The organism is Microbacterium sp. MRS-1 (assembly GCF_000585455.1).
Classification (GTDB): domain Bacteria; phylum Actinomycetota; class Actinomycetes; order Actinomycetales; family Microbacteriaceae; genus Microbacterium; species Microbacterium laevaniformans.
In genome coordinates this window covers 1-13,582 of the sequence record NZ_JAUF01000020.1, presented here as the reverse complement: position 1 = coordinate 13,582, position 13,582 = coordinate 1, and the positions used below count along the sequence as shown (strand labels likewise).

The window sequence follows — 13,582 nt, the reverse complement described above, 5'->3', positions numbered from 1 at the left end:
GGCGTCGGGGGCGGCGCCGCGCGTCAGTCGTTGACGATGAGCGACTCCGCGATGGGGCGGCGCACGCGCGGGGCCAGCTCGCGCTCGCGCAGCGCCTCGGGAGCGGCGTCGATGTCGCCGAGGGCGCCGACGGCCATCACGGTCACGGCCACGAGATCGTCGCCGAAGCCGAACGCCGCGGCGATCGCGTCACGGTCGAAGCCGCCCATCTGGTGGGTGTGCAGGCGCGAGGCGTGCGCCTGAACCGTGGAGTGGGCGGCCGCCTGGCCGGTGTCGTACGCGGCCCACGGCAGCGGCTTGCCGTCGAGCGCGGCGGCCGATGCGAAGACGACGAGAGCGGCGGCGTCTGCAGCCCACGACTGGTTGAAGCCCATCAGGGCGTCCACGATCTGCGCGTGCGCGGCCGAGCCGCGGCGCGCGACCACGAAGCGCCACGGCTGCGTGTTGTTGGCGGACGGCGCCCAGCGGGCCGCCTCGAGCGCGCTGGCGAGCGCATCCTCGTCGATCGGCGTCGCGGGGTCGAAGATACGGGTGCTCCAGCGCTCGGCGAGGACGTCGAGAATCGGCGCGTCGGTGTCGGCGGGGTGTGCGGCGATGGTGCTCATGGTCGTCTCCTGAAGAAGGATGAAGGACGGTTTGTCGGTGGAACGCCATCGGCCCGGTCGATGCAACCGTATGCAACCGACGTCTTGTTCCCGTGAGGACCTATGAGTTTGCCGGCGGCGGAAGGATGCCGGAACTTCCGCGCTCATGACGGCGCCCCGCGCCCCCGCGTCTCGTTAGCGTGGCGTCATGACCACCATCGCGACGGCCGACCTGTACGACGAGCGCGGGGACGCGCTGGACTCGCTCGCCCTGCAGCTGCACGACTTCGGCGGACGGGCGGCGTTCGACGGCCCGGTCCGCACGATCCGCTGCCACCGTGACAACGCGCTCGTCAAGGCGACGCTCGCGACCCCGGGCGAGGGCGCCGTGCTCGTGATCGACGGCGGCGGCTCGCTGGAATCGGCGCTCGTGGGCGACCTGATCGCGGCATCCGCGGTCGCGAACGGTTGGGCCGGCCTCATCGTGCACGGCGCGATCCGCGACCGGGTTGCGATCGCCGCGCTCGATCTCGGTGTCAAGGCCCTCGGCTCGAACCCCCGCAAGAGCGCCAAGGCGGGCGTCGGCGCGCTCGACGTGCCGGTGGAGATCGCCGGCGTCGTGTTCCGTCCCGGGGCCCATGTCTGGGCGGATGCCGACGGCGTGCTCGTGGAGCGCTGACACGCGGCGGCGGCATCGACTGGCAGACTGATCCCGGAAACCGGGGGCCGTGCGCCCGAGACAGCCGAGGAGAGGTGAACGGTGCCGCTGATCTTCCTGCTGGGCTTCGTCGTGATCGGTCTGTGGTCGGTCGTCGCTCATCGTTTCGAACGCACCGGCGTGGCCGGTCCGGCCGTGCTCGCTCTTGCCGGAGCGGTGCTCGTGCTCATCGACGTCACCGGCTTCTCCGATGCGGTGGGCAGTGACGCCGCCGAGCACGTCGTGGAGCTGATCCTCGCCGTGCTGCTGTTCGTCGACGCCTGTGAGGTGAGCGGCGGCGTCTTCGGCGGCGAAGGAAGGACGATCGCTCGGCTGGTGCTCGTGGCCTTGCCGCTGTCGATCCTGGCGGTCGTGGTGAGCGGACTGTTCCTGCTGCCCCACCTCAGCCTGTTCATCCTGATCGTCATCGCGTGCGTGATCATGCCGACCGACTTCGCGCCGGCGGCGACGCTGCTGCGCTCGCCGCGCATCCCCGCCCGCGTGCGCCAGATCCTGAATGTCGAGAGCGGCTACAACGACGGGCTGGTCTCGCCGGTGTTCGGCATGGCACTGGCCGCGGCGATCGCCTGGCCGACGATCCTGGCGGCGGTCAACTCCGACAACCTGTCGCCCGAGAACCAGTCGCAGCTCGAGGAGAGGCTGGGTGAGTTCTTCGAGGCGTTCTTCGGGGCGGTTCCGGCCACCGCGATCGCCATCCTCGTCGGAGCGATCGTCGGCGGAGCCTTCGGCCTGTGCGTGCGCTGGGCGTCGCGCCGGGGCTGGGCCGACGCCCCCGGCATCCGCTACGTCATGCTTCTCGTTCCGCTCATCGCCTTCGGCGTCGCGACACTCAGCGACGTCGCGGCGAACGGCTTCGTCGCGGCCTTCGTGGCCGGCATCGTCTACCGCATCGCACGGACGAGGCGCACCGATGAGCGCACCATCCCGCACGCCGAGATCCTTCTCGTCGAAGAAGCCGGCACCCTCGCCGCCAACATCGTGTGGTTCGTCCTGGGGGCCATGACCACCGTTGTCATCGTCAACGGCGTGGACTGGCGTCTGCTCGTGCTCGTTGCCCTGGCGCTCACGCTGTTCCGCATCGTGCCGGTGTACGTGTCGATGCTGGGATCGCCCGTCCCGTGGGGGTCGCGCACTCTCATCGGGGTCGTCGGTCCGCGCGGCACGGCGACGATCGTGTTCGGGCTGCTGGCGTTCAACAAGCTGCCCGACGCGGAGGCGTACGACGTCCTCGCGATCATGGTGTTCACCGTCGTCGGCAGCATCCTGCTGCACGGCATCGCCGTTCCGCAGTTCGTCAATCGGCGGATGCCGGTGCTCGCGCCGCCCGCGACGGCACCGGCATCCGCCGATCACTGACCCGACGGGCTCATCCCGCGAGCGCCTCGGAGAGCTTGACGCGCGCTCCCATCCGCAGCAGCGAGTTCTGGTAGATCTTCGCGCCCACCCAGATGGCCGCCGCGCACGTGACCAGCATGATGGCGAGCGACAACAGCGGCTCCCACCACTGCGCATCACCCAGGAAGATGCGCACGGGCATGCCGACGGGGGCCGAGAACGGCACGTAGGACATGATCGTCATCACCAGCGGGTTGTCGTTGAAGAAGATGACGAGGAAGTACGGCGCCATCACCAGCATGGTCAGCGGCGTCGTGGTCGAGCCGATGTCCTCCATCCGCGACACCATCGCGGCCGCGGCGGCGAACAGTGCGGCGAGCAGGATGAAGCCGAAGAGGAAGAAGACGGCGAACCAGGCGATGGGGGCGCCGAGCCCGGCGAGCAGGCTGCTCTGCCCGGTGACGGTGAAGCCGATGATCGCGATCGCGGCGAGGCCGATGATCTGGCCCATCGCGAGGATCGTGTTGCCGATGACCTTGCCGGCCAGCAGCGCCCGTACGGGGACGGCGGAGATGAGCAGTTCGACAACGCGAGTCTGCTTCTCCTCCACGACGGACTGCGCGATCGTCGAGCCGAAGGTCAGTGCCGCCATGAAGAAGATGAGCCCGAATCCGAGCGCGACGAGGTAGCGCAGTCCCGGGTGCACGCTCGACGGGTCGAGCAGCTCCACCTGCGGGGTGAGGCTCAGCGCTTGCAGCAGGGACGACGGGGGCGTCTCCTTCGCGACGACGGTGTACTCGAACGGCGCGGCGCCGCCGGGGATGAGCGCGGCGTCGACGGTGCCGTCCTGCACCAGAGCCCGCGCCGCATCGGCGTCGGCGACCTCGGTCGACTTCACGAGCGGGTTCTCGGCGACCGAAGCCGCGGTGTCGGCGGTGACGGCGACGGGGGTGCGGCTGTCGGACTGTGCCGAGAAGCCTCCCCACAGCACACCGACGAGCGCGAGCACGAAGAGGATGCCGGTGGAGATGAGATAGGCCTTGCTGCGCAGCTTGGATCCCACCTCGCGTTCGGCGACGAGCCACGTGCTCTGGGCGAAGGACGGAGCGCCGACATTCACTGGATGACCTCCTTGAAGATCTGGGCGAGAGAGGGCTGCTGGGGGGAGAAGCTCGCGACATCGCCGGAGGAGACCGCGCGCTGCAGCACGCGCTGCGCGGCGGCATCCCCGTCGACGTCGAAGAGTGCATAGCCGCCGTCGAAGGAGAGCACATCGACTCCGGGCTCGTCGCGGAGCCAGCCGAGATCTCCCCCGGAGATCAGTTCGTAGCGGTGCTGGGCGTGCTCGGCGCGGAGGGCGTCGCGCGTGCCCGCCGCGCGGATCGTGCCGTCCGCGATGATGACGAGGTCGTCGCAGAGCCGTTCGACGACGTCGAGCTGGTGCGACGAGAACAGCACGGCCGCGCCCTGGGCCGCCCGCGCCTGCAGCACGCCCGCGACGACATCGACGGCGAGCGGATCGAGACCCGAGAACGGCTCGTCGAGGATGAGCACCTGCGGGTCGTGCACGAGAGCGGCGGCGATCTGCGCGCGCTGCTGATTTCCCAGCGAGAGGGTCTCGACGTTGTCGCGGAGGCGCTCGCCGAGACCGAGCTCCACGAGCAGCGCCTCGGCGCGCGCGGTGGCCTCGGCCTTGTCGAACCCGTGCAGACGGGCGAGGTAGACGATGTGCTCCAGAACCCGCATCTTCGGGTACAGCCCGCGCTCCTCCGGCATGTAGCCGAAGAGGCGTCGGTCGGCCGCGGTGACGGGGGCGCCGTCGAGGGTGACCTCGCCGCTGTCGCGGCCGAGCACGCCGAGCACGATGCGCATGGTCGTCGTCTTGCCCGCGCCGTTGCCGCCCACGAATCCGGTCAGGCGCCCCGACGCCACGCGGAAGCTCACGTCGTCGAGCACCCGCTTCACGCCGTAGCTCTTGGTGATGCCGTTCAGTTCGAGCATGTTCTCCTCCTCGGCTTGCCGTTGACTCCACGTTAGGAAGGGCGGATGCCGCGAACCTCCCCCCTGGGGCGGGAATCCGCAGCGTGATCCGGTGCGCGGCGGCATCCGCCGGTTGACCATCTCCCCCGTGCGGGGGAGCGGTCGGGCGGAGTAATCACGGCGCAGAACCGCGGCGCACTCGGCGAACTCCCAGGAACGGGTAACACGGCGTCCACCATTTGCTCAGGCGGCTTCTCCTAAACTCTGTCGAGTGACGAGCGCTCCTGAGGTGACCCGCGCCCTCGGCGCCCGTGTATCCGACCGTGCCCGCGAGTGGTGGCCCCGCGCCCTGCACTTCGCGTTCACCCGTCGAGGCCTGCTCATCGGCTTCGCCGTCGTGCACGCCCTGTTCTTCCTCGCCCTGCTGAAGGTGATGATCTTCGGCGGAACCGTGGGCGATCTGCCGCTGTACCGTCTGTGGGCGGAGCAGGCGGCCCACGGGCACTGGCCCGTGATCGACATGCCGTGGGTCTACCCGGCCGGTGCTCTCGCGCCGATCATGGCCGCGATCGTCGTCGGCCCCTGGAACTACCAGTTGGTCTGGCTCCTCATGATGGTCGGGGCGAACTTCTTCGCCGTGCTCGCCCTCACCGACAATCTGCGCAACCGCAAGGGCTACGTCGCGGCCTGGTACTGGCTGGCGATCCAGGTGCTACTCGCGCCCGTGTCGATGCTGCGTCTCGAGGGCTTCGCCGCGCCGCTGGCCATCGCCGGTCTCGTCTGGCTCGTCCGACGCCCGTTCATCGCGGGCGTGCTGATCGCCGCCGCGACGTGGATCAAGGTCGCGCCGGCGGCTCTCGCCGCCGCCGCGGTCGCCGTCTCGTCACTGCGCCTTCGCATCATCGCGGGTGGACTGGCGTTGAGCGCCGCGATCGCCGGCCTCGTGGTCGGCTTCGGCGGCGCTTCCAACCTCTTCAGCTTCGCGACGATCCAGGGCGACCGTGCCCTGCAGCTCGAGGCTCCCGTCGCGACGCCGTGGGTGTGGGCGACGGTGCTGGGTCTTCCCGGTGCTCAGATCCACCAGAACTACGTGCTCGCGACGCGTGAGGTCGCCGGTCCCGGCGCCACCGCCGCGGGCGTGCTGGTCGGCTACGCCATGCCGATCGCCTTCATGGTGATCCTCGTGCTGCTGTGGCGTGCGCGTCGTCGCGCGCTTCAGGAGGGTGCCCTCTCCCGTATCGGGGAGCAGCACCTCATCCTTCGCGGTGCGTTCGCGCTGACCTCGGCGCTCATCGTGTTCAACAAGGTCGGCTCGCCGCAGTACATGCTGTGGCTTGCCCCCGTCGTCGCCGCCGGTCTGCTGATCGACCGCAAGGCGTGGACGTCGATCGCCGTCTGGCTCGCGGTCACGTGCTTCCTGACGACCCTCGTGTTCCCGGTGCTGTACCTGCCGCTGATCGATGCTCACCCGTTCGCCGCGGGCGTGCTGCTCGCTCGCAACGTGCTGCTGGTCGGCATGTTCGGCTGGAGCCTCGTGGTGCTGTGGCGTCCCGACGCGACCCTGGTCTCGCTGCGCGAGCGCCTGGCGCGCGCCGCGACGACGGCCACCACCGGCTCCATCCCGGTCGCCGCTCGCTGACCTGACACGGCGGCCAGCTCGCGTCAGACCATGCCGTGCCGGTGTGCGTAGACCACGGCGGCCACGCGGTCTCGCGCTCCGAGCTTCTGCAGCACGTTCGACACGTGCGTCTTGACGGTCGCCTCGCCGATGAACAGGGCGGCGGCGATCTCGGCGTTGCTGTAGGCCTCGGCGAGCAGACGCAGGACGTCATCCTCACGCTCGGTGAGTTCGATCGCCGGCGCTGTGCGGACGGTCGCTGACGAGGCCGGCCCGGGCGCCGGTGGCAGCGCGGCGGCAATCCGGGCGTCGGTGTCGACCGGCGACGCCGCGAACCGCTCGATCACGCGGCGGGTGACCGCCGGCGACAGGAGTGCGTCGCCCGCGGCGGCGACGCGCACCGCGGTGACGAGCTCCTCCGGGCCGGCATTCTTCAGGAGGAAGCCGCTCGCGCCCGCGTGCAGCGCGTGGAACAGATAGTCGTCACGGTCGAACGTGGTCACGATGACGACGACGGCCGTGACCGACGGGTCGGCCACGATGCGACGGGTCGCTTCGAGCCCGTCCATATCGGGCATCTGCACATCCATGCAGATCACATCGGGATGCAGAGCGGATGCCGCAGCCATCGCCTCCGATCCCGTTGCGGCCTCGCCCACGACCGTGATGTCGTGCTGCGCCTCCAGGATCATGCGGAAGCCGGCTCGCATGACGGCGTGATCGTCGACGAGCAGCACCCGCACCGGCTCACTCATCGCCCTGCCTCCGCGATCGTTGCCGCGCGAGGCGATGATGTTCGGGTCGAGGAGCCTCCGAGCCGTGAGGGCACGCGGGCGCGCACGAGGAAACCGCCACGCGGCCGCGGCCCTGCTTCGAGTGTTCCGCCCGACGCCGCCGCGCGTTCGCGCATCCCGACGATGCCGAGCCCGGCCCGCCCCGCGACCTGCTCGCGGCCGCGGTTGGCGACCTCGAGCTCGACGTGATCGTCGTCGAAGCGCAGCCGGACGTCGGCCGCGGCATCCGGACCTCCGTGACGCCGCGCGTTCGTGAGCGCCTCCTGCGCGATGCGGTACAGGTTCACCTGCACCAGCTCGGGCAGCTCGGTCGGGTCACCTACCACCGCGAAGGTCGTGGGCATGCCGTTCTCATTCGCGTGCGCGATGAGCTCGGGGATCGAATCCAGGCGCACCGTCGAGGCGGCGGGGGTGTCGGCGTCGGGGGTGCGGAGGGTCTCGAGCAGCTGGCGCAGCTCGGTCAGCGCCTCGCGCGCCGACGTCTCCACCGTCACCAACGCCTCCCGGGCTGCGGCGGTGTCGTCGTCGAGCACGGTGCGCGCCGCCCCCGCCTGCACGCCCATGGCCGACACATGGTGGGCGACGACGTCGTGCAGTTCACGGGCGATACGGACGCGATCCAGGGCGACCGCCTGGGCGGCGGTGATCTCGCGTTCGCGTTCGAGTTCGGCGGTGCGCTCTTCGAGCACCGCGCGCGCACGGGCGTCGGCCCAGGCGCGCTCTCCGAAGAAGTACGCGCCGCCGAAGTAGGCCGCGTTCACGAGGAACTGGATGATCATGTACGCGGCGAACGGGGAGAACAGGCCCGCCCGGGAGGGCCCGTCGCCGTCCGGATCGGTCGCGCTCTGGAAGGTCACCACGAGAAGCCAGACGAACATGCCCGCGATCACCGCGAGCCGCACGACGGTTGCGCGCCGGCGGTCGCTCACCCACGCCCCGACGGTGTACATGGCGATGAACAGGGCCACGTTGCCGACGTAGATCTCCGGGATGCGTACCGAGACACCGACGAAGAATGCGAGCGCGACGACGATGAGCGTCGTTTCGGGAAAGCGCCGGCGCAGGGCCAGAGGGAGAGTGAGGGCGGCGACGTACACGAGCGCCCAGCCGAAGGCGGGGGTGTTCTCACCGTAGAAGCCGGCCACCGTGCCTAGCCACGCGCTGATCACGGCACTGATCAACAGTGCGAGCGCGAGCCACACATCGTTGCGACGCTGCGCGGGCGTGGTCGTGCGGACGAGGGCGGCGGAGCTCATCCTTCCACGCTAGGGGCAGCCGGATGCCGCGGCATCCCCCCTGAGAGGGAGAGGGTCTCGACCTCATCGCGCCGGGGGTGCATGCTCTGGGTATGACGAGCATCTTCGTGAACATTCCGACGAACGACCTCGAGCGCAGCGTCGCCTTCTACCGGGCGCTCGGCTGCGCCATCAACCCCAACTTCACCGACGAGAACGCGGCGTGCGTCGTCTGGTCGCACGACATCTTCTTCATGGTGCTGCGCCGGGAGTTCTTCGCGACCTTCACGGACAAGCCCATCGGAGAGCCCAAGGAGTGGGCCCAGGTGTCGCTGTCGTTCACGCGGGACTCGCGCGCCGACGTCGACGCGATCGTCGAGGCGGGCGTGGCTGCCGGTGGCACCGAGCCGCACCCCGTTCAGGACTACGGCTTCATGTACAGCCGCGACCTGGACGATCCGGACGGTAACAGCCTCGGCTTCCTCTACATGGACCCCGTCGCGGCCGAGCAGGGACCCCCGGCGGAGACCGCGTGATGCGCGGGCGGATCGTCATCGACCTGTTCACGACGCTCGACGGCGTCGCCCAGGCGCCGGGCGGCCCCGACGAAGACACCAGCGGCGGGTTCCCGTTCGGCGGCTGGCAGGCGCCGTTCGAGGACGCCGTCATCGGCGAGGACGTCGGCAGCGGCATCCGCCGGATGGACGCGCTGCTGCTCGGCCGACGCACCTACGACATCTTCGCCGGGTACTGGCCGCATCACACCGACGGGCCGGAGGGGTTCATCGGTCGGCACTTCGATGCCATCCCGAAGTATGTGGCGACCCGGGCCGGTGTCGACCCGGAATGGGCGGGCACCAGCGTGCTGACCGGCTCGGACGCCGAGGTCGCGGCGGCCGTGGATGCGCTGCGCGACCGCCACGCCGAGGTGCACGTGATCGGCAGCGTCGACTTCTCGCAGACGCTGCTTCGCACCCGTCTGTACGACGAGCTGAAGCTGTGGGTGCACCCGGTGGTGCTCGGTCGGGGCAAGAAGGTGTTTCCGGACGGCGCGGCACCGGCACGGCTGCGGCTGATCGCACCCGCCGTATCGGGACCGACCGGCACGCTTCTGCTGCGCTACGCCCCCGACGGCGACGTCGTCACGGGCGACATGACCTGAGTTCGCCCGGTCACCAGATCATCGGGCGGTCGTCGTCGTCCGGGCCGTCGAGGTCCAGGTCGACGACGACGGGGACGTGATCGCTCGGGATCTCGCCCTTGCGCTCGTCTCGGTGGATGGATGCCGCGGTCACCGCGTCGGCGAACGCGTGCGAGCCGAGGATGAAGTCGATGCGCAGGCCCTCGTTGCGGGGGAAGCGCAGCTGCTTGTAGTCCCAGTAGGTGTACCCCGTGGGAACGAGGGGGCGGACGGTGTCGGCCAAGCCGGCATCCAGGAGCGCCTGGAAGGCGGCGCGCTCGGGCGGGGAGACGTGGGTGGTCACGCCTTCGATGACGGTGGGGTCGCCGTTGTCGGCATCCGTGGGGGCGATGTTGAAGTCGCCGGTGAGCGCGAGCGCCCGGTCGGGATCGGCCGCGAGCGTGTCGGCGGTGTAGCCGCGGAGCGCTTCGAGCCAGTCGAGCTTGTAGCGATAGTGCGGATCGTCGAGGCCGCGCCCGTTGGGCACGTACAGGCTCCACACCTCGACGCCGCCGATGGTCGCGCCGAGCGCGCGGGCCTCGAGCGGAGCGCCGGGGCCATCGTGACCCTTCGCGAAGCCGGGCATGCCCGGGAATCCGACCTGCAGGTTCTCGATCGGCTCACGGCTGGCGATCGCGACCCCGTTCCACTGGTTGAGCCCGTGCGCCTCGACGGTGTAGCCCGCGTCTTCGAAAGCCTCGTACGGGAACTGCTCGGGCTTGCACTTGATCTCCTGCATCGCCAGCACGTCGATGCCCTCGCGGACGGCGAAGTCGACGGTGCGGACGACGCGGGCGCGGATCGAGTTGACGTTCCAGGTGGCGATGCGCATGGCATCCAGCGTATTGGCCCCCGCGCTGGGGTCGGCGCCCCGCCGTCCCGCCGTCGCGTATTCAGTCTCCGCGGCCCGCGGCATCCCGCTGCGGCCCGTCTTGGCACGCTGCGTCACCACGCCGCATCGCAACCAGACTGAATACGGAACGCGCACGCGGGCGGCGGGTCACAGTGCCCGCAGGATGTCCTCCACCCGCTGCTTGGCGTCGCCGAAGAGCATCTGCGTGTTGTCGCGGAAGAACAGCGGGTTCTGCACGCCCGCGTAGCCGGAGGCCATCGACCGCTTGAACACCACGACGTTGCGCGCTTCCCACACGTGCAGCACGGGCATGCCCGCGATGGGCGAGCCGGGGTCCTCTGCCGCGGCGGGATTGACCGTGTCGTTCGCCCCGATGACGAGCACGACGTCGGTGTCGGCGAAGTCGTCGTTGATCTCGTCGAGCTCCAGCACGATGTCGTAGGGCACCTTGGCCTCGGCCAGCAGCACGTTCATGTGGCCCGGCAGGCGCCCGGCGACGGGATGGATGCCGAAGCGCACCTCGACGCCCCGTTCGCGCAGCCGCTTCGTGAGGTCGGCGACCGGGTACTGCGCCTGGGCGACGGCCATGCCGTAGCCGGGGGTGATGATGACCGACCGTGCGTCGCGGAGGAGCTCGGCGACGGCTGCGGCATCCGTCTCGTGGTGCTCACCCTCCTCGGCCTCGGCGCTGCGGGGAGCCTCGATGCCGAATCCGCCGGCGATGACCGAGAGGAACGACCGGTTCATCGCCTTGCACATGATGTACGACAGGTACGCACCCGACGAACCGACGAGGGCGCCGGTGACGATGAGCAGGTCGTTGTTCAGGAGGAACCCGGCGGCGGCCGCAGCCCAGCCGGAGTAGCTGTTGAGCATCGAGACGACGACCGGCATGTCGCCGCCGCCGATCGAGGCCACCAGGTGCCAGCCGAGGGCGAGGGCGAGCGCGGTCACGGCGACGAGCAGCCAGATCGACGGGGTCGCGACGTACCAGACCGTGAGCACGAGGAAGAGTGCCAGGGCGCCGATGTTGAGGGCGTTCTTGCCGGGCAGCATGAGCGGCTTCGACGACATCCGCCCGGAGAGTTTGAGGAAGGCGACGATCGACCCCGTGAAGGTGACGGCGCCGATGAAGACGCCGATGAACACCTCGGCGTGATGGATGCCGATGAGCTCGGGCGCGATCCCGTCGGCGTACAGGTGGCCGTTCCAGCCGACGAGCACGGCCGCGAGGCCCACGAAGGAGTGGAGCAGGGCGATGAGCTCGGGCATGCCGGTCATCTCGACGACGCGCGCCCGCCACAGGCCGATGGCGCCGCCGACCACGACCGCGGCGACGAGCAGCCCGATCCCGAGCGCGGCGGAAGCGCCGTCCAGAACGAGGGTGCCGTTCGCGACGACGAGCACGAGGGTGGCCAGCAGGGCGATCGTCATGCCGACGATGCCGTACACGACGCCGCGGCGCGCGGTCTCCTGTGTGCTGAGCCCGGCGAGGGCGAGGATGAACAGCAGCGCCGCGACGATGTACGCTGCGGTGGCGACGGACTGGGCGAGCGCGAGCGCCCCGGCCGTCTCGGAGGTGGCGACGATGGTCACTTCTGGTCGCCCTTCTGGAACATGGCGAGCATGCGACGGGTCACCGCGAAGCCTCCGAAGATGTTGATGGATGCCAGGAGCACCGCGATCGCCGCGAGCACCTGCACGACGGGGTTCGGCACGACGATCTGGCTCATGGCGCCGACGACGATGATGCCGCTGATCGCGTTGGTGACGCTCATCAGCGGCGTGTGCAGGGCGTGGGCGACCCTGCCGATGACGGAGAACCCGATCACGACCGAGAGGGTCAGCACGAGGATGTGCTGGGGCAGGGGCGCGGGCGCGACGGCGCACACGAGGAACAGGGCGGCGATGCCGGCGACGATCAGGCCGCTCTTCGCTCCCGCCGAGAGCCCCTTCTTGGCGGACGGGGCGGGAGTGGATGCCGCGGCATCCGTACCCGGCGTCGTGGGCGCGGCAGAGACCTGTACGGGAGGCGGCGGCCAGGTGACGGCGCCGTCACGCGTGACGGTGACGGCGCGCTGCACGACGTCGGTGTCGTCGATCGCGAGCTGCCCGTCTTTGCCCGGGGTGAGGAGGGCGAGGAGGTTCACCAGGTTGGTTCCGTAGAGCTGCGAGGCCTGCTGGGGGAGGCGGCCGGCGAGGTCGGTGTAGCCGAGGATGATGACGCCGTTCGCGGTCACGACGCGCTCGCCGGCGACGGAGCCCTCGACGTTGCCCCCCTGGCCCGCGGCCATGTCGACGATGACGCTTCCCGGCTTCATCGCGGCGACGTCGGCGGCGGTGAGCAGGCGCGGGGCGGCGCGGCCCGGGATGAGCGCCGTCGTGATCACGATGTCGACGTCGGCGGCCTGGTCGCTGTAGAGCTTGGCGGCCGCGGCGTCGTAGGCGGCACTGGTGGCCTTGGCGTAGCCGTCGGCCGAGACCTCCTTCTGCTCGTCGGGCACGACGACTTCGAGGTAGGTGCCGCCGATCGAGGCGACCTGGTCGGCGACCTCGGGGCGGGGATCGGTGGCGCGGACGATCGCGCCGAGGCTCGAGGCGGCGCCGATCGCGGCGAGACCGGCGACGCCGGCCCCGGCGACCAGCACCTTCGCGGGCGGCACCTTGCCGGCGGCGGTGACCTGTCCGGTGAAGAAGCGGCCGAACTCGTTCGCGGCCTCGACGACCGCGCGGTAGCCGGCGATGTTGGCCATCGAGCTGAGCACGTCCATCGACTGCGCCCGGGAGATGCGCGGCACGGCATCCATCGCGAGGGCGGTCACGCCGCGGGCGGCGAGGGCGGCGAGCAGGTCGGGGCTGAGCGCCGGGCTCAGGATGCCGACGAGCGTCGCCCCCGGCTGCAGCAGCGCGATCTCGGCATCCGTGGGGGCCGCGACCGACAGGACGACATCGGCGCCCCAGGCGTCGTCGCGGGTGGCGACGGTGGCGCCGGCGGCGGTGTAGGCGGCATCCGGGAACGACGATGCGGCGCCCGCGCCGGCCTCGACGACGACGTCGTAGCCGAGCGCACGGATCTTGCCGACGGTGGTGGGGGACGCGGCGACGCGGGTCTCGCCGTCCCGCTCGCGGACGATGCCGATACGGGCCATGGTGCTCCTTCGATCGGGTCCGACGGGGCCTCCGGGCGCGCCTGGGCACCGCGCCGGGTGACGTTCCCGACTCTAGGTGTACTTCCCCGGGAGGTTGTGAACGGGTGAGGTAGGCGAAGACCTCCGGGCAGGATGT

The 13,582-nt window shown here is 70.4% G+C and carries 13 protein-coding genes; 5 read left to right on the top strand and 8 right to left on the bottom strand.

Annotation, left to right across the window (positions count from 1 at the left end):
• Nucleotides 1–23: 23 nt before the first annotated feature.
• Nucleotides 24–605: a nitroreductase family protein gene (locus AS96_RS05590; protein ID WP_036286596.1), complete on the bottom strand. Its 582-nt coding sequence runs from the start codon at nucleotides 603–605 to the stop codon at nucleotides 24–26.
• Nucleotides 606–792: 187 nt separating this feature from the next.
• Here AS96_RS05590 and rraA point away from each other — a divergent pair, with 187 nt between their 5' ends.
• Together rraA and AS96_RS05580 are read left to right on the top strand one after the other, a co-directional pair.
• Nucleotides 793–1,263, top strand: coding sequence for a ribonuclease E activity regulator RraA (gene rraA / locus AS96_RS05585; RefSeq protein WP_005051853.1), 471 nt, complete (start codon nucleotides 793–795; stop codon nucleotides 1,261–1,263).
• 81 nt (nucleotides 1,264–1,344) lie between these two features.
• The gene (locus tag AS96_RS05580) at nucleotides 1,345–2,658 is read left to right on the top strand and encodes a cation:proton antiporter domain-containing protein (protein WP_005051854.1); all 1,314 of its coding nucleotides are present in this window, start codon (nucleotides 1,345–1,347) and stop codon (nucleotides 2,656–2,658) included.
• A gap of 10 nt (nucleotides 2,659–2,668) precedes the next feature.
• Here AS96_RS05580 and AS96_RS05575 read toward each other — a convergent pair whose 3' ends face one another.
• Both AS96_RS05575 and AS96_RS05570 read right to left on the bottom strand, forming a co-directional pair.
• Nucleotides 2,669–3,757 (bottom strand): ABC transporter permease, encoded by a 1,089-nt coding sequence (locus AS96_RS05575; protein ID WP_036286593.1) that lies wholly within the window; start codon nucleotides 3,755–3,757, stop codon nucleotides 2,669–2,671.
• The gene (locus AS96_RS05570; protein ID WP_005051856.1) at nucleotides 3,754–4,638 is read right to left on the bottom strand and encodes an ABC transporter ATP-binding protein; all 885 of its coding nucleotides are present in this window, start codon (nucleotides 4,636–4,638) and stop codon (nucleotides 3,754–3,756) included. The genes AS96_RS05575 and AS96_RS05570 overlap by 4 nt, the downstream gene beginning before the upstream one ends.
• 250 nt (nucleotides 4,639–4,888) lie before the next feature.
• Between AS96_RS05570 and AS96_RS05565 the strand changes: the two genes are divergently transcribed.
• The gene (locus AS96_RS05565) at nucleotides 4,889–6,256 is read left to right on the top strand and encodes a hypothetical protein (protein WP_231477128.1); all 1,368 of its coding nucleotides are present in this window, start codon (nucleotides 4,889–4,891) and stop codon (nucleotides 6,254–6,256) included.
• A gap of 23 nt (nucleotides 6,257–6,279) precedes the next feature.
• On the opposite strand, the gene AS96_RS05560 is transcribed toward AS96_RS05565, so the two are convergent.
• Together AS96_RS05560 and AS96_RS05555 are read right to left on the bottom strand one after the other, a co-directional pair.
• Nucleotides 6,280–6,990: a response regulator gene (locus AS96_RS05560; RefSeq protein WP_005051858.1), complete on the bottom strand. Its 711-nt coding sequence runs from the start codon at nucleotides 6,988–6,990 to the stop codon at nucleotides 6,280–6,282.
• Complete coding sequence (locus AS96_RS05555) at nucleotides 6,987–8,285, bottom strand: sensor histidine kinase (RefSeq protein ID WP_036286589.1); 1,299 nt, start codon at nucleotides 8,283–8,285, stop codon at nucleotides 6,987–6,989. The genes AS96_RS05560 and AS96_RS05555 overlap by 4 nt, the downstream gene beginning before the upstream one ends.
• 92 nt (nucleotides 8,286–8,377) lie before the next feature.
• Between AS96_RS05555 and AS96_RS05550 the strand changes: the two genes are divergently transcribed.
• Both AS96_RS05550 and AS96_RS05545 read left to right on the top strand, forming a co-directional pair.
• Nucleotides 8,378–8,800 carry a VOC family protein gene (locus AS96_RS05550; protein ID WP_036286587.1) on the top strand — a complete coding sequence of 141 codons (423 nt, stop codon included), beginning with the start codon at nucleotides 8,378–8,380 and terminating at the stop codon, nucleotides 8,798–8,800.
• Nucleotides 8,800–9,426 carry a dihydrofolate reductase family protein gene (locus AS96_RS05545; protein ID WP_036286586.1) on the top strand — a complete coding sequence of 209 codons (627 nt, stop codon included), beginning with the start codon at nucleotides 8,800–8,802 and terminating at the stop codon, nucleotides 9,424–9,426. Before AS96_RS05550 ends, AS96_RS05545 begins: the two co-directional genes overlap by 1 nt.
• 10 nt (nucleotides 9,427–9,436) lie before the next feature.
• On the opposite strand, the gene AS96_RS05540 is transcribed toward AS96_RS05545, so the two are convergent.
• The 3 genes from AS96_RS05540 to AS96_RS05530 form a co-directional block, all read right to left on the bottom strand.
• A complete protein-coding gene (locus AS96_RS05540) occupies nucleotides 9,437–10,276 on the bottom strand; it encodes an exodeoxyribonuclease III (RefSeq protein WP_036286585.1) in 840 nt (279 codons plus the stop codon).
• Between the two features lie 168 nt (nucleotides 10,277–10,444).
• A complete protein-coding gene (gene pntB / locus AS96_RS05535) occupies nucleotides 10,445–11,887 on the bottom strand; it encodes a Re/Si-specific NAD(P)(+) transhydrogenase subunit beta (RefSeq protein WP_036286708.1) in 1,443 nt (480 codons plus the stop codon).
• 2 nt (nucleotides 11,888–11,889) lie between these two features.
• Nucleotides 11,890–13,446: a Re/Si-specific NAD(P)(+) transhydrogenase subunit alpha gene (locus AS96_RS05530; RefSeq protein WP_036286584.1), complete on the bottom strand. Its 1,557-nt coding sequence runs from the start codon at nucleotides 13,444–13,446 to the stop codon at nucleotides 11,890–11,892.
• Between the last annotated feature and the right edge of the window lie 136 nt (nucleotides 13,447–13,582).

Bases quoted from the DNA above. Each gene is read 5' to 3' on its own strand.
- AS96_RS05590 (WP_036286596.1), bottom strand. From the start codon at position 605: ATGAGCACCATCGCCGCACACCCCGCCGACACCGACGCGCCGATTCTC.
- rraA (WP_005051853.1), top strand. From the start codon at position 793: ATGACCACCATCGCGACGGCCGACCTGTACGACGAGCGCGGGGACGCG.
- AS96_RS05570 (WP_005051856.1), bottom strand. From the start codon at position 4,638: ATGCTCGAACTGAACGGCATCACCAAGAGCTACGGCGTGAAGCGGGTG.
- AS96_RS05560 (WP_005051858.1), bottom strand. From the start codon at position 6,990: ATGAGTGAGCCGGTGCGGGTGCTGCTCGTCGACGATCACGCCGTCATG.
- AS96_RS05555 (WP_036286589.1), bottom strand. From the start codon at position 8,285: ATGAGCTCCGCCGCCCTCGTCCGCACGACCACGCCCGCGCAGCGTCGC.
- AS96_RS05550 (WP_036286587.1), top strand. From the start codon at position 8,378: ATGACGAGCATCTTCGTGAACATTCCGACGAACGACCTCGAGCGCAGC.
- AS96_RS05545 (WP_036286586.1), top strand. From the start codon at position 8,800: ATGCGCGGGCGGATCGTCATCGACCTGTTCACGACGCTCGACGGCGTC.
- AS96_RS05540 (WP_036286585.1), bottom strand. From the start codon at position 10,276: ATGCGCATCGCCACCTGGAACGTCAACTCGATCCGCGCCCGCGTCGTC.
- AS96_RS05530 (WP_036286584.1), bottom strand. From the start codon at position 13,446: ATGGCCCGTATCGGCATCGTCCGCGAGCGGGACGGCGAGACCCGCGTC.